Annotated in this window: 15 protein-coding genes; 8 read left to right on the forward strand and 7 right to left on the reverse strand. The window is 72.1% G+C overall.

All coding sequences use genetic code 11. From position 1 onward, the window contains the following. Positions 1–50 precede the first annotated feature (50 nt). The 5 genes from E0F75_RS27145 to E0F75_RS27165 are packed head-to-tail and all read left to right on the forward strand — an operon-like array spanning position 51 to position 4,735. Positions 51–1,106 (forward strand): ABC transporter substrate-binding protein, encoded by a 1,056-nt coding sequence (locus E0F75_RS27145; protein WP_229313548.1) that lies wholly within the window; start codon positions 51–53, stop codon positions 1,104–1,106. Then, a complete protein-coding gene (locus E0F75_RS27150) occupies positions 1,103–2,008 on the forward strand; it encodes an ABC transporter permease (RefSeq protein ID WP_229313549.1) in 906 nt (301 codons plus the stop codon). Before E0F75_RS27145 ends, E0F75_RS27150 begins: the two co-directional genes overlap by 4 nt. Then, positions 2,005–2,787, forward strand: a complete 783-nt coding sequence (locus E0F75_RS27155) for an ABC transporter ATP-binding protein (protein WP_229313550.1) — start codon at positions 2,005–2,007, stop codon at positions 2,785–2,787. The genes E0F75_RS27150 and E0F75_RS27155 overlap by 4 nt, the downstream gene beginning before the upstream one ends. Continuing rightward, a complete protein-coding gene (locus E0F75_RS27160; RefSeq protein ID WP_229313551.1) occupies positions 2,784–3,656 on the forward strand; it encodes an ABC transporter substrate-binding protein in 873 nt (290 codons plus the stop codon). The genes E0F75_RS27155 and E0F75_RS27160 overlap by 4 nt, the downstream gene beginning before the upstream one ends. After that, complete coding sequence (locus tag E0F75_RS27165; protein WP_229313552.1) at positions 3,653–4,735, forward strand: LLM class flavin-dependent oxidoreductase; 1,083 nt, start codon at positions 3,653–3,655, stop codon at positions 4,733–4,735. The genes E0F75_RS27160 and E0F75_RS27165 overlap by 4 nt, the downstream gene beginning before the upstream one ends. Here the strand turns inward: E0F75_RS27165 and E0F75_RS27170 are convergent. Further along, positions 4,725–5,588 (reverse strand): hypothetical protein, encoded by an 864-nt coding sequence (locus tag E0F75_RS27170; RefSeq protein ID WP_229313553.1) that lies wholly within the window; start codon positions 5,586–5,588, stop codon positions 4,725–4,727. The genes E0F75_RS27165 and E0F75_RS27170 overlap by 11 nt on opposite strands. A 253-nt stretch (positions 5,589–5,841) precedes the next feature. Here E0F75_RS27170 and E0F75_RS27175 point away from each other — a divergent pair, with 253 nt between their 5' ends. Further along, positions 5,842–6,099 (forward strand): WhiB family transcriptional regulator, encoded by a 258-nt coding sequence (locus tag E0F75_RS27175; RefSeq protein WP_229313554.1) that lies wholly within the window; start codon positions 5,842–5,844, stop codon positions 6,097–6,099. Between the two features lie 242 nt (positions 6,100–6,341). Here E0F75_RS27175 and E0F75_RS27180 read toward each other — a convergent pair whose 3' ends face one another. The 3 genes from E0F75_RS27180 to E0F75_RS27190 form a co-directional block, all read right to left on the reverse strand. After that, the gene (locus E0F75_RS27180; RefSeq protein WP_229313555.1) at positions 6,342–7,316 is read right to left on the reverse strand and encodes an acyl-ACP desaturase; all 975 of its coding nucleotides are present in this window, start codon (positions 7,314–7,316) and stop codon (positions 6,342–6,344) included. Between the two features lie 383 nt (positions 7,317–7,699). Further along, positions 7,700–7,969: a hypothetical protein gene (locus E0F75_RS27185; RefSeq protein ID WP_229313556.1), complete on the reverse strand. Its 270-nt coding sequence runs from the start codon at positions 7,967–7,969 to the stop codon at positions 7,700–7,702. A gap of 14 nt (positions 7,970–7,983) precedes the next feature. Next, positions 7,984–8,835: a helix-turn-helix transcriptional regulator gene (locus tag E0F75_RS27190; RefSeq protein WP_229313575.1), complete on the reverse strand. Its 852-nt coding sequence runs from the start codon at positions 8,833–8,835 to the stop codon at positions 7,984–7,986. Between the two features lie 167 nt (positions 8,836–9,002). Between E0F75_RS27190 and E0F75_RS40130 the strand changes: the two genes are divergently transcribed. Next, positions 9,003–9,476, forward strand: a complete 474-nt coding sequence (locus tag E0F75_RS40130; RefSeq protein ID WP_308189611.1) for an ATP-binding protein — start codon at positions 9,003–9,005, stop codon at positions 9,474–9,476. A 17-nt stretch (positions 9,477–9,493) separates the two neighbouring features. On the opposite strand, the gene E0F75_RS27205 is transcribed toward E0F75_RS40130, so the two are convergent. The 3 genes from E0F75_RS27205 to E0F75_RS27215 form a co-directional block, all read right to left on the reverse strand. Further along, positions 9,494–11,137: an ABC-F family ATP-binding cassette domain-containing protein gene (locus tag E0F75_RS27205; protein ID WP_229313579.1), complete on the reverse strand. Its 1,644-nt coding sequence runs from the start codon at positions 11,135–11,137 to the stop codon at positions 9,494–9,496. A gap of 345 nt (positions 11,138–11,482) precedes the next feature. Continuing rightward, positions 11,483–11,899 (reverse strand): SsgA family sporulation/cell division regulator, encoded by a 417-nt coding sequence (locus tag E0F75_RS27210; RefSeq protein WP_229313581.1) that lies wholly within the window; start codon positions 11,897–11,899, stop codon positions 11,483–11,485. Between the two features lie 183 nt (positions 11,900–12,082). Further along, positions 12,083–12,547, reverse strand: coding sequence for a (4Fe-4S)-binding protein (locus tag E0F75_RS27215; protein ID WP_229313582.1), 465 nt, complete (start codon positions 12,545–12,547; stop codon positions 12,083–12,085). 76 nt (positions 12,548–12,623) lie between these two features. On the opposite strand from E0F75_RS27215, the gene E0F75_RS27220 reads away from it, so the two are divergent. Then, positions 12,624–13,721 (forward strand): oxidoreductase, encoded by a 1,098-nt coding sequence (locus E0F75_RS27220; RefSeq protein ID WP_229313584.1) that lies wholly within the window; start codon positions 12,624–12,626, stop codon positions 13,719–13,721. Positions 13,722–13,748: the final 27 nt, after the last annotated feature.

Here is a 13,748-nt window from a genome sequence, read left to right on the forward strand (position 1 = left end):
CCCGTCACCACGCCCCACGCCCACCCTCCGCATCCCGAAGGACGACCGCCATGCGCCCACTCGCCCCCATCACCCCGCCCGCCACTCGCACCACTCGCGTCGCTCTGGCGGTCCTCGCCGCCCTCTCCGTTCTCACCGCCTGCGGCGGCAGCCCCGCGGCGGACTCGGCCGTCGGTCAGGGTGCCGGAGACGGGCCGAAGGGGGCGAAGGGCACGGTCACCATCCGCATCCCGGACCCCGGGAACGCCGGCGTCCTCGCCCGCGGCAAGAAGGACGGGAGCCTCGACAAGGCTCTCGCCGCGGTCGGCGCCAAGGTGGCGTGGACCGGCAGCGCCGGTCCCTTCGCCCCCGCCGCCCAGGCGATGAACGCCGACCAGCTCGACATCGCGACCGGTTCGATCACCTCCGGCATCACCTCTCTCTCCCAGAGCCCCGGCTTCGCGTTCTTCACCGCCACGGCACCCGACCCCGTCGGCGAGGGCATCCTCGTCCGTGAGGGCTCGGACATCGACTCCGTCGAGGACCTCGTCGGCCGCAAGGTCGCCGTCAACAAGGGCGGCACGGGCGAGTACCTGCTCCTCAAGGCCCTCGCCAAGGCCGGCGTCCCCGCCGACAAGGTCGAGCGGGTCTATCTGCGCCCGGACCAGACCGCCGCCGTCTTCAACGCCGGCCAGGTCGACGCCTGGGCCGTCTGGTCCACCTACGCCGTCGCCGAGATCGGCTCGGACAAGGCCCGCTTCGTCGCCGACGGCACCGCCATCGGATCCGACAACTACAGCCTCAACGCCGTTCGTTCGGGTTTCGCCAAGGACCATCCCGAGGTCGTCAAGGCGCTCTACGCCTACCTCCACGACAACAGTGCGAAGGAGAAGAAGGACCCGGCCGCCTATCTGAACGTCTTCACCGACGCCGGCCCCACCGCCGTCAACGGCAAGGCCAAGGAGGTCCAGATCTCCTTCACCGGCAAGGGCGGCACCGTCGACCCGATCCGGCCCGAGGACATCAAGCGCTTCGAGACGGTCGCCCGGTTCTACGCCGACCAGAAGGTCACCCCGAACAGGGTCGACATCGCCGCCCACCTCCTCGACATCGAGAAGCTGTCATGACGGCCCCGACCACCGCGACCACCACCCCCACCCCCAGGTCCGCGACCGCGCCCACCAAGGAGACGCCCGCGGACGGCGGCGGCACCGTCGGACTCGTCACCCCCCGGCCCCACGTCCGCCGCCCCCGCTCCCGTACGTACTCCCTCATCGTCCGCGCCCTCGGCCCGATCGCCCTCCTCGCCCTCTGGTGGACCTCCTCCGCCACCGGCGTCCTCACCCCCGACGTGCTCGCATCCCCCTCCCAAGTCATCGACGCAGTAGGTGAGTTGTGGGGCAACGGGCAGCTGCCCGACGCGCTCGCCACCTCCCTCACCCGCTCGGGGATCGGCCTCGTCATCGGTCTCGCCGCCGGGCTCACCCTCGGCATCACCACCGGCTTCACCCGACTCGGCGACGAACTGCTCGACTCCTCGCTCCAGACCCTCCGCACGATCCCGTTCCTCTCCCTCGTCCCCCTCTTCATGGTCTGGTTCGGGATCAACGAGACCGCGAAGATCCTGCTCATCGCGGTCGCCACCACCTTCCCGATGTACGTCTCCACCAGCGGGGGCGTTCGCAACACCGACCGCAAACTCGTCGAGGCCATGCGCAGCTTCGGGCTCGGCCGGCTCGCGATCGTCCGTCAGGTCGTCCTCCCCGGAGCCCTGCCCTCGCTCCTCGCCGGCCTGCGGCTCTCCATGACGCTCAGCGTCATCGCGCTCATCGCCGCCGAGGAGATCAACGCCACCGAAGGCATCGGCTATCTGATGTCCCAGGCCCAGAGTTACGCCCGCACCGACATCCTCGCCGTCTGCATCCTCGTCTACGGTCTGCTCGGCCTCACCGCCGACGTTCTCGTCCGCGGCCTGGAGCGGGTCCTCATGCCCTGGCGCACGGCCGGCCCCGGGGGAGGAGCCCGATGACGCCGTCCACATCGACTGCCGCCACGGCGGTACGGGTACGAGGCCTGCGCAGGGTCTTCGGTACCCGACCCGTCCTCGACGGTCTCGAACTCGACCTGAAGCGAGGCGAGTTCCTCGCCCTCCTCGGTGCGAGCGGCAGCGGCAAGACCACCCTGCTCCGGATCCTCGGCGCCCTCGACGGAGCCGACGGGGGAGAGGCGCTCGTCCCCGAGGCCCGCACGATCGTCTTCCAGGAACCCCGGCTCATCCCCTCCAAGAAGGTCCTCGCCAATGTGACCGTCGGCCTCCCGCGCGGCGCCGCGACCCGGACCACCGGACTGCGGGCGCTCGCCGAGGTCGGTCTCGAACGTCACGCGGACGCCTGGCCCGCCACCCTCTCAGGCGGCGAGGCCCAACGCGTCGCGCTCGCCCGTGCCCTGGTCCGGGAGCCCGAACTCCTCCTCCTCGACGAGCCGTTCGCCGCCCTCGACGCGCTGACCCGGCTCCGGATGCAGGACCTGGTCGGCGAGCTGCGCCGGATCCACCGCCCGGCCGTGCTCCTCGTGACGCACGACGTCGACGAGGCCGTGCGCCTCGCCGACCGGGTCGCCGTCCTGCGAAACGGCCGGCTGGTCACCGACGAGCCCGTCACCGTCCCCCGCCCCCGCGACCCCGGCGACCCGGCCTTCGTGGCCCTGCGCCGCCGCCTCCTCGCCGACCTGGGCGTCCACGCGCCCGGGGAGGCCCCCACCTCCACCCCCGAGCCCGCCCCCGCACCTCCCGAAGGAGCCTCCGCATGAGCGTCGTCATCGGTGTCCACCGCAGCAACCCCTCCCTCTACCACCTCTCCCGGCTCGGCTACGCGGAGGAGGAACTCGCCGCGCTCGGCGAGACCGTGACCTGGCACCCGTACACCGACGGGGTCCGCACCGGTGCCCATCTCGCCGACGGCACCATCGACTTCGGCGGCACCGGCTCCACCCCGCCGGTCACCGCGCAGGCCGCCGGACACGACATCGTCTACACCGCCGTCTCGGCGCCCCGCCCCGACCACGGCGCCCTCCTCGTCCCCGAGGACAGCCCGGTCCGTACCGTCGCCGATCTGAAGGGCGGCACCGTCCACCTGGCCGTCGGCTCCTGGCAGACCCACCTCGTCGCCAAGGCCCTGGACGACGCGGGCCTCTCGTACGCCACCGACATCACCGCCGTACGCGCCGACCCGGGCAGCGAGGAGAAGCTCCGTACCGGCGCGATCACCGCCTGGGTGGCCCAGGGTGCCGAGCTCGCGGCCGCCCGCCGCACCGGCGGGCTGCGCACCCTGATCCGTACCGGCGAGGTCATCACCGACCGGTCCGTCTTCTTCACCCGCCGCGACCTCGCCGAGCAGCGCCCCGAGGTGGTGGAGGCGCTCACCCGGGCGCTCCGGCGGGCCGACGACTGGGCCGCCGCGCACCCGCGCGAGGCCGCCGAGATCGCCGCCGCGGACCAGGGCGGCACGGTCGACGACTGGGAGACCGCGCTGCGCGCCCTGCCCTGGACGATCGAGGAGGTCGGAGCGGAGTTCGTCGCCGAGCAGCAGCAGGCGGCCGACATCTTCCACCGCACCGGGTTCATCGACCGCGCGATCAGCGTCGCCGACGCCCTGCCCCGGAAGGCCGGCTCCCGATGACCTCACCGGCACCCGAAGTCCTCTGGTACATCATCCCGCGCGAGGGCGCGTACCCCTGGGAGCCGGCGGGCCGCCGCCCCGTCGACCTCGGCTACCTCACGCAGCTCGCCGGAACCGTCGAACGCCTCGGATACACCGGCGCGTTGCTGGCCACCGACCTCTACGACGTGTGGCCGCTGGGTTCGGCGCTCGCGGCCTCCACGAGCACCCGGTTCAAGCCGCTGCTCGCCGTCCACCCGGGGCTGATCGCACCGACCCTGCTCGCCAAGATGGCGCTGAGCTTCGACAACCTGTTCGGCGGGCGGCTGCGCTTCAACGTGGTCAACGGTTCCACCGCGTCGCTGCGCGAGTACGGGCTCCACGTCGAGCACGACGAGCGGTACGAACTGAGCGCCGAGTACTGGTCGATCGTCAAGCGCCTGACGGCCGGCGAGGTCTTCGACCACAAGGGCCGCTTCTACGACCTCAGGAACGCCGGCGCCTCCTTCCGCGATCTGCGGCCCGTCCAGGAGCCGCACGTCCCGCTCTGGTTCGGTGGATCCTCGGCGCCCGGGATCGAGATGGCCGCCGAGCACGTCGACGTCTACCTCACCTGGGGCGAGCCGCCGCACCTGCTGAAGGAGAAGCTCGACCACGTACGGGCCCGGGCCGCCGCCCACGGGCGTACCCTCCGCATCGGCCTGCGCCTCCACCTCATCGTCCGCGACACCGAGGACGAGGCCTGGGCGGCGGCCGACCGGCTCCTGGACGTCACCAGTGAGGCGACGTACGCGCGGCAGCTCGGCGAGCGGGCGGGCGAGGACGGTGTGGGCTGGCAGCGCCAGTTCCGCCAGCACGGCGGCAGGGTGCCGGCCAGGGCGCGCGAACTGGAGACCCATCCGAACCTCTGGCCCGGCATGAGCCTGTTCCGGCCCGGTCCGGGCACGGCGGTCGTCGGCTCCGCGGCCCAGGTCGTGGACCGGCTCAAGGAGTACCAGGACCTGGGCGTGGACACCTTCATCCTGTCCGGAAACCCGCTCCTGGAGGAGGCCTACCGGGTCGCCGAAACCGTTCTTCCCGCCCTGGGCGTCAGTCGCTGAGGTCCCACACGGCCCACTCCGTGAACGGTTCGTCCTGGACGTAGATCCTGGCCGCACGTGCCACGACCCGGCGGCGCCCGAGGGGCGTACCGTCGGGCCGGGTGAGGACGGCGGCACCGGCCGGCTCGACGGTGGCGTCGGTGAGCTCGCCGTACGCGACCCGGTCCCGCTCGTCGCCGTAGCCGCCGAAGAAGGCGACCCGCCCTTCGTGGACGGCGACCGCCGAGGCGCCCCGCACGGTGTTGGCGCGCACGCGCACGGGCCGGTCGGGGCGGATCTCCAGGAGCGGGAAGTCGGTGTACGGGCAGGCCCAGACGACGGAGTCGGACACGTTCAGGGCGTAGCAGTCCATGATCCAGCCGGCCCCCGGCACGTCGCCGGAGTCCCACTGGAGGTCACCCGTCGCGCTCCAGCGGCGGATGCCCGCCGGATTCTCGTCGAAGTGTCCGACCCAGAGAGCACCGCTCGGGTCGGCGAGCAGGTGCTCGATCGCGTCCCCGACGGTGAAGGACCGGGTCTCGCGGCCCAGCGCGTCGAAGACCTGCACCTGGCTGCCGTGGGCGTCGCCGCGACGGGCGCGGGCCGAGGCGACGACGAAACCGCCGTCCGGCAGCCTGTCCAGGTACGGGAACCGGGCTCGCAGGGCGCTCAGTTCCGTGGCCTCGACGCCGCCGTCGTCCCGCACGGAGACGACCAGCGCGTCGAAGGGGTGCCTGTCACCATCGGGCTCAGGAGCGCGCTCGGCGAGCAGCCAGTGGGCGGCACCGAAGGCGTCGACGGTGCTGGTGAGGACATGACGGTCGTGGTACGTGCGGGGCAGGCGGGCGTAGGGCACGAGTGCGGAGGTCTGCACGGGTGGGCTCTCCTCGGTGGCGCGGGTACGGGTGACGGGCACAGGGGCGGGAGTCACCCGGTGGATCGCGAGCGAGGGAGAGCGGAGCGGGGCGCCTACGCGGCATGGGCCTTTCTGGTCGTCATGCGGCGATCCTCGCCGATGCCCGGCGATGCGGCAAAGAGTTTCGGCGCGCCGCGTTGAAAACAGCCGCGAACGTCGCATTGATCGAACGTTGATGGCTCGTTTACGGCCCTCCGGCAGCGTGTACGGCATGCAGACCTACACCACCGTACTGACCGCACCGGAGCCCGACATGAACTGGCAGGAGACCGCTCTGTGTGCTCAGGCCGGGCCGGAGTTCTTCTTCCCGGCGCCCGGCTCGTCCACCCGCGAGGCCAAGCAGCTGTGCGGCGCCTGCGAGGGCCGGGTGGCGTGCCTGGAGTACGCGCTGCGCAACGACGAGCGGTTCGGGGTGTGGGGCGGTCTCTCCGAGAAGGAGCGGTTCCGTCTCAAGCGCCGAGAGGGCTGAGCGGGGTCGCGGACGCCTCGGCGCGGGGGTACGAGGGGTGTCCGGGGCGCGCAGCGAGACGGGCGCAGCGAGACGGTGCAAGGAGACAGGCACGACGAGACGGCACGACGAGACGGCACACGAGACAGGCGCAGCGAGACGGGCGCGGCAGGCTGATCAGCCTGCCGCGCCCGTCTCGTGTCGTCGCTCGCGACCGGAGGGGCCGCTCAGCGGGCCGCCCGGTCGGTCGCCCGGTCCGTCGCTCAGCCGGCCGCGCGGGCGGCCATGCGGGCCTTGCGGGCGGCGAGCTTCTCGTCGAACTTGCTGGCCTCGGAGTCCAGGCCGTTCATGTACAGCCCCAGCTCCTCCTGCGCCTGCAGCCCCTCCGGCCCGAGGCCCTCGATCTGGAGGACCTTCAGGAAGCGGAGGACGGGCTGGAGCACGTCGTCGTGGTGGATGCGCATGTTGTAGATCTCGCCGATCGCCATCTGCGCCGCCGCCCGCTCGAAGCCGGGCATGCCGTGTCCGGGCATCCGGAAGTTGACCACGACGTCCCGCACGGCCTGCATGGTCATGTCGGGGGCGATCTCGAAGGCCGCGCCGAGCAGGTTGCGGTAGAAGACCATGTGCAGGTTCTCGTCGGTGGCGATCCGGGACAGCATCCGGTCGCAGACCGGGTCGCCGGACTGGTGGCCGGTGTTCCGGTGCGAGATGCGGGTGGCGAGCTCCTGGAAGGCGACGTACGCCACGGAGTGCAGCATCGAGTGGCGGTTGTCGGACTCGAAGCCCTCGCTCATGTGCGCCATCCGGAACTGCTCCAGCTTGTCCGGGTCGACGGCGCGCGAGGCGAGCAGGTAGTCGCGCATCACGATGCCGTGCCGGCCCTCCTCGGCGGTCCAGCGGTGCACCCAGGTGCCCCAGGCGCCGTCGCGGCCGAAGAGGCTGGCGATCTCGTGGTGGTAGCTCGGGAGGTTGTCCTCGGTGAGCAGGTTGACGACGAGGGCGATCTTGCCGATGTCGGTCACCTTGGACTGCGCCGGGTCCCAGGCCTCCCCGTCCTCGAAGAAGCCGGGGAAGTTACGGGCGTCGGACCACGGCACGTACTCGTGCGGCATCCAGTCCTTGGTGACCTTCAGGTGCCGGTTGAGCTCCTTCTCCACGACCTCTTCCAGCGCGTAGAGCAGCCGCGCGTCGGTCCACCCTGTCGAGCTGCCGAGGTGGGGAGAGGTGAGCGTCACGGGGACTCCTGGGGACGGAGAGAGGAGATACGGGCATACCTACGAATCCGTAGGTTACGAAACCGTAGGTTAAGGCTCCGTAAGGCGTCGGCCAAGCCCGTCCCGGCGATGTCCGGTTACGTTCCGTTATGTGCGCTGCTCCGGTGGGGCGCCGGAGGCGCAGGTCACGTCCTCGGTGCCCTGCGTCGGTCCTTCGAAAAACTACGCAGAGCAGATGCCCGGCGGCTCGGCGCAGTCGGCCGGCGGCCCGAAGCGGATGGCTTTCCGGGGCGCGGGCAGCGGTTCGCGGCCCGAAGCGGATGGCTTTCCGGGGCGCGGGCAGCGGTTCGCGGCCCGAAGCGGATGGCTTTCCGGGGGCGCGGGCGGCGACCGGCCGCCGCCGGTCAGAGCAGATGGTCCGCCGCGCCGGCCTTCACTGCGCGGATCAGCGCCCGCAGCGCCTCCACCGAGTCGCCGACGTACGCGCCGGGGGTGAGCGTCGAGCCGATGTACGCCCGGCCCGCGTCGTCGAGGCCGAACCGGAAGCAGTTGGCGCCCTCGCTGCAGAAGGCCTCCTCCCAGTCGATCTCGACGGCGGGGTGGGCGGACCGGGGGGCGACGGCGGCGCCGGCCGGTGCGGGGGAAGTGGCGGTGGAGGCGGTGGTGAGGTTCATGGTGTGGGGGTCCTTCACAGTTCCCGGGCGACGGTGCGGACGAACGCGCGTGAGTCTTCCGTGGACAGGGTGAGCGCGCGCAGTCGGTCCAGCAAGCCCCGGTATCGACGCAGTTGCATGTCGGCGTCGAGGAGGAGGGAGCCGTGGGACGAGTCGAGCTGCACGGTGTCGAGCTGTGCCACGGGCGCGGCCACATAGGTGAACGACTGGCCCGCCCCGGGGAAACCCCCCGCGCTGAAGGGGATGACGCGCACGGCGACGTTGTCCCGCTCGGAGTGCGCCAGGATGTGCTCCAGCTGCTGCCTGGCGACCTTCGGTCCGCCGAACTGCATGCGCAGCGCCGCCTCGTGGATCACCGCCTCGTACTGGACGGGCCGGTCCCGGTCGAGGACCTCCTGGCGGCGGAGCCGCAGGGCGAGCCGGGCCTCCAGGTCGGGTCCCGGCAGCGGCGGGACGGCGGTGTCGAAGACGGCTCGCGCGTGCTCCTCGGTCTGCAGGATGCCCGGGACGTGGGTGGTGACGGCGGTGTGCAACTCCCAGGCGTGGTGTTCAAGTTCCGCGATGTCGATGAGGGCGGGCGGCAGCAGTCCGCGGTGCTCCTCCCACCAGCCGCGGTCCCGCGCGTGGGCCATGGCGGCGAGGAGGTCGACGAGCCCGGTGTCCGGGCAGCCGTAGTTGAAGGCGAGGGTGCGGACGCGCTCGGGGCTGATCCCGAAGCGGCCCGACTCGACGTTCGGGATGCGGGTGCGGTCGACGCCCAGGAGGGCGGCGGCCTGCTGGGCCGACATCCCCGACTGTTCGCGCAGTTTGCGCAGTTCGCTCCCGAGTCGCTGCTGTCGTGCGGTCGGGCTGCTCCTGGGTGGCACGCTCGCTCTCCCCTTCGTTGCGTGACGCCGTTATGGCCGGAATGACACGAGTACCTGCAAGTAGTAGCACTGTGCTCCGGTCTTGCGCTACGGTCGGTAGCGCCAGTCTCACACGGGGCTACCGACCGTGTGGAGGGACCCCCCATGCACCCCCATGCACAGGAGAAGTGAGCAACCCGATGAAGGGCGCCCTGCGTTGCCTCCCGTCCGCCGTCGCGGCCGGGCCCATACCCCCCGCCACGGAGAACCTCAGCTACTCCATGCTCCTCCCCGGAGGCGCCTATTGCGCCGGACTCGCACGCCGGTCGATCGAGTCGCTCCTCGACCGGCACGGCCTCGACGACCTCTGCGAGACCGCTGCCCTCGCCGCCTCCGAACTCGTTGCCGCGGCCTACCGGTTCACCCCCGACCGGGAGATGATCCTGCGCGTCCGCTGGCAGTACGAGGCGCTACGGATCGTGCTGTACGACCAGCATCCCGCCCACCACTCACCAGGCGCGGCCGAGGAATGCCGCGACCGCCGCAGCCGCAGCATGTGGCTGCTGGCCGCGGCGGTCGACGCGCACGGTGGCGACTGGGGGCTCGCCCCCGTCCTCACTCCGGGCGGCGGCACCAAGTCCTGGGCGTTACTCCACTGCTAGACCGGAGTGAGCCCGTCCTACCGGGGGCTCGACGCCGCTCCCCGTACCTCCTCCGCCGTCGTCGGCCGCAGCTCACCGTCCAGCAGCAGCCAGCGGGTGATCCCCAGCGATTCCAGGAACGTCACGTCGTGGCTCGCCACGATCAGCGCCCCTTCGTACGCGTCGAGGGCCGCCGTCAGCTTCCGTACCGATGCCATGTCCAGGTTGTTCGTCGGCTCGTCCAGCATCAGCAGCTGGGGAGCCGGCTCCGCGAGGAGCAGCGCCGCGAGGGTCGCCCGGAACCGCTCCCCGCCCGACAGGGTGCCGACGGGCTGATCCGCCCGCGCTCCCCGGAACAGAAACCGTGCCAGCCGCGCCCTGATCGCGTTCCCCGTCGCCGTGGGCGCGAACCGGGCCACGTTCTCCACCACGCTCAACCCGTCGTCGAGGACATCGAGTCGCTGCGGAAGGAAACGGAGCGGCACCCGTGCCTCCGTCTCGCCCGAAACCGGCTCGAGCTCCCCGGCGATCGTCCGCAGCAGCGTCGTCTTCCCGGCGCCGTTCCTGCCGACCAGCGCGATCCGCTCCGGACCGCGCAGCTCGAACTCGCCGGCCACCCGAGCCCCGTACCGCAGCTCCAGACTCCGCAGGAACAGCACCTCGCGGCCCGGCGGCACCGAGGTGCGCGGCAGTTCGACGCGGATCTCGTCGTCGTCCCGCACCGCCTCCACGGCGGCGTCGAGCCGTTCCCGGGCCTCCGAGAGGCGCTCGGTGTGCAGCGCCTTGTGCTTGCCGGCCGAGACCTGGGCCTCGCTCCTGCGGTTGTTCGCCACGATCTTCGGAACGACCTTGTTCTCGAAGCTCTTCTGCCCGTACCGCTTCCGGCGGGCCAACTTCATCTGGGAATCGGCGAGTTCCCGCTTCTGTCGCTGAACGTCCGCCTCGGCGACGCGGACCATCCGCTCCGCCGCGTCCTGTTCGGCGGCGAGTGCGGCCTCGTAGTCGGAATAGGCGCCGCCGTACCAGGCGACGGCGCCGTCCCGCAGATCGGCGATCTGGTCGACGCGCTCCAGGAGTTCACGGTCGTGGCTGACCACGACCAGGACTCCGGACCAGTTCTCCACCGCCTCGTACAGCCGAGCGCGGGCGTGCAGATCCAGATTGTTGGTCGGCTCGTCGAGGAGCAGCACATCGGGCCGGGCGAGCAGCAGCGCGGCGAGGCGCAGCAGGACGGACTCGCCGCCCGAGACCTCGCCGACGGTCCGGTCGAGACCGACGGCGCCGAGCCCGAGCTGGTCGAGGGTGGCGCGGGCCCGCTCCTCGACGTCCCAGTCGTCGGCGAGGGCGGTGAAGTGCTCCTCGGCCGCGTCGCCCGCCTCGATGGCGTGCAGGGCCGCCCGCTTCGCGTCGATGCCGAGGATCTCGTCCACGCGCCGGGAGGTGTCCAGAACCAGGTTCTGGGGGAGGTAGCCGAGCTCGCCGGTGACCCGGACCGTGCCGGAGGCCGGGGTCAGCTCGCCGGCGATCAGCTTCAGGAGCGTGGACTTGCCGGAGCCGTTGAGCCCGACGAGCCCGGTGCGGCCGGGGCCGACCGTGAGCCGGAAGTCGTCCACGACCTCGGTGCCGTCGGGCCAGGAGAAGGAGAGCGAGGTGCAGGTGATGAAGGTGGGGTGATGCGCCATGGAGGCCTCCCGGATGCGTGAGCGCAGACGTGACGTGATGCGACGCGTGGAGACACCGGGGCGCGGGCTGTCTGTCGTCAGAACGGCTCGTACGCCGAGGTCGAGAACGGCACACGCGGCACAGGGGGCACGCGCGGCACGGTGTCTCGCAACCTCAGACGAGCAACGTCCTTCTCCGATCAGACGACGACGTGGACGTGATGAACGGTAGGCCGGGGAGCGGGAGGGGAGCAAACGAATTAGGGGGCCGAGCCGAGCATGACCGGGGAACGGGTGCCGGGGTGTCGTGCCGGGTGACCGGAAACGGGTGCCGGGGCGTCATGCCCGGTGACCCGGGGCGATCGCCTACGGATGCTCGCGCAGCAGCTCCGCCAGATCCTGGTCCCAGTCCAGGTACTGGTGCTCGCGCCCGGCCGGCACCAGGTGCTGCGAGCGCTCCAGGAAGAGGCGCAGTTCCGACGTCCGGACATGGACCATGGCCACGCCTTCCGGCGCGTGGAACTCGACCACCGTGCGGTCGTACCCGTACGGACGGAGGCGTACGTCCCCGACGCCGGCCGGGCGTTCGACGCCCTGGACGAGCAGCTCGCGCGCGAAGGCCCAGGAGACCTCGACGCCCTCCAGGGTCGCCGGAGGAGGGAACGCCATGCTCACGGCGTACGGGTCCTCGCGGTCGTACCGCAGGGTGGCGGGGACGGTCTCCATCCGCGGAGCGGATGCGACCAGACGGGCCTGGACGGCCTGCTCGATGACGGCGGACACGACCGGCTCCTTTCACGCGGACTTCGGATCCTGTGCGTCTCCCCGACACCAGGGCACCTGACACCTGACAAGACGAGCGGAGCGGCCGGAACGTGCACTCCGGATGTGCGTGAGCTGCGTCACGGAGGCGTCAAGGGCCGGTCAAGGCGCCGCGCCGAACGGATCGCCGCAGGTCGGAACGGGTCAGCGCGCCGCGGGTACGTCGTCGTCCGGCTCGGCGCAGGGACCGGAGTGGTCGCAGTACGGCTGGTTTCCGGAGGCTCCGCAGCCACAGAGCATCACCCGTGTCTCGTGCCGGTCGCCGTACGCGCCGCTCACGAGCAGGTCCCCGCGCATCACGAGCTGACCGGACGGCGTCCGGCGGACGGAGGTGGGGGAGTCGGGGTGCTCGACGGAGCCGTCCGCCGGGTGGTACTGCAGCGCCCCGGAGGGGCAACGACGGACGACCTCCGCCACCAGACCGGCCTCGGCGGCGTCGGGCAGCACCCACGGACGCCGGGAGAGATCGAAGACCTCGGGCAGCCCGTGCACGCACTCGGCCGCGTGCAGACACCGGCGCGGCTCGAACGTGACGGTGATGCCCTCGCCCTCGTACTCCTTGAGCTTCGGCTTCTCGTCGGGCGCTCGCTCGCTCGTACGGTCGGTCATGGCACCCAGCCTAGGAACGCCCGGCGGGGGACGCACCCTGGACGCGGAGGGGCCGGGGGCACTAGCTTCCGGCGCCATGACGTCCATGGGGAACACGAGACGAATGATGTCGGTGGGACTGATCGGGGCGGCGCTCGCGCTGACCCTGGCCGCGCCCGCGCGAGCCGGGGAGACCCCCACGGCAGCGACCGACAGGAACGCGGCGAGCTGGGAGCTGACGCCGACCGGTACCGACGCCCGATTCCGCGGGCTCGCGCCCGTCGACCGCAGGACCGCCTGGGCCGCGGGCTCCAAGGGCACGGTGCTGCGGACCACCGACGGCGGCCGGAGCTGGCGAAACGTCTCGCCGCCGGGCGCGGCCGAGCTGGAGTTCCGTGACGTGGAGGCGTTCGACGCCCGCCGGGCCGTCGTCCTCGCCATCGGGGAGGGCGAGGCCTCGCGGGTGCTGCGCACCGAGGACGGCGGCGCCACCTGGACCGAGTCCTTCCGCAACACCGATCCGCGGGCCTTCTACGACTGCATGACCTTCTTCGACCGCCGGCACGGACTCGCCATGAGCGACCCGGTCGACGGCAAGTACCGCATCCTCGCCACCCGCGACGGCGGCCGTTCCTGGCAGGTGCTGCCGAACGCCGGGATGCCGGACGCGCTCCCCGGTGAGGCGGGCTTCGCCGCGAGCGGCCAGTGCCTGGTGTCGGCCGGGCCGCGGGACGTGTGGCTGGCGACGGGCGGCGGCGCCACCGCGCGCGTGCTCCACTCCGCCGACCGGGGGCTGACCTGGACCGCCTCCGTCACGCCGATCCCGGCGGGCGACCCGGCCCGTGGCGTCTTCGGCCTCGCCTTCCGCGACCGAGCGCACGGCATCGCCGTCGGCGGCGACTACCGCAAGGACCAGCCGTCCCCGCAGGCCGGCGCGGTCACCGGGAACGGGGGCCGCGGCTGGCGCGCCTCGGCGACGCCGCCGCCCGCGTACCGCTCCGGCGTCGCCTGGCTCCCGCACAGCAGGAACGCGGCGCTCGCCGTCGGCCCGACCGGCACGGACCTCACCACCGACGGGGGCCGCACCTGGCGCACGGTCGACACCGGCTCGTACGACACGGTGGACTGCACGCCGGACGGCTCCTGCTGGGCGGCGGGCGAGAAGGGCAGGATCGCCCGACTGGGCCGCCACTGACGGGAAGACCGCCGGGTAGGGGCCGTC

Origin of the sequence: Streptomyces sp. CB02980 (assembly GCF_014451325.2) — a bacterium.
Lineage (GTDB): Bacteria > Actinomycetota > Actinomycetes > Streptomycetales > Streptomycetaceae > Streptomyces.

Coding starts and splice junctions, on each gene's coding strand:
- E0F75_RS27205 (WP_229313579.1), bottom strand. CDS start 11,137: ATGGCGCATCACCCCACCTTCATCACCTGCACCTCGCTCTCCTTCTCC.
- E0F75_RS27220 (WP_229313584.1), top strand. CDS start 12,624: ATGACGTCCATGGGGAACACGAGACGAATGATGTCGGTGGGACTGATC.
- E0F75_RS27215 (WP_229313582.1), bottom strand. CDS start 12,547: ATGACCGACCGTACGAGCGAGCGAGCGCCCGACGAGAAGCCGAAGCTC.
- E0F75_RS27155 (WP_229313550.1), top strand. CDS start 2,005: ATGACGCCGTCCACATCGACTGCCGCCACGGCGGTACGGGTACGAGGC.
- E0F75_RS27175 (WP_229313554.1), top strand. CDS start 5,842: ATGCAGACCTACACCACCGTACTGACCGCACCGGAGCCCGACATGAAC.
- E0F75_RS27145 (WP_229313548.1), top strand. CDS start 51: ATGCGCCCACTCGCCCCCATCACCCCGCCCGCCACTCGCACCACTCGC.
- E0F75_RS27160 (WP_229313551.1), top strand. CDS start 2,784: ATGAGCGTCGTCATCGGTGTCCACCGCAGCAACCCCTCCCTCTACCAC.
- E0F75_RS27185 (WP_229313556.1), bottom strand. CDS start 7,969: ATGAACCTCACCACCGCCTCCACCGCCACTTCCCCCGCACCGGCCGGC.
- E0F75_RS27150 (WP_229313549.1), top strand. CDS start 1,103: ATGACGGCCCCGACCACCGCGACCACCACCCCCACCCCCAGGTCCGCG.
- E0F75_RS27165 (WP_229313552.1), top strand. CDS start 3,653: ATGACCTCACCGGCACCCGAAGTCCTCTGGTACATCATCCCGCGCGAG.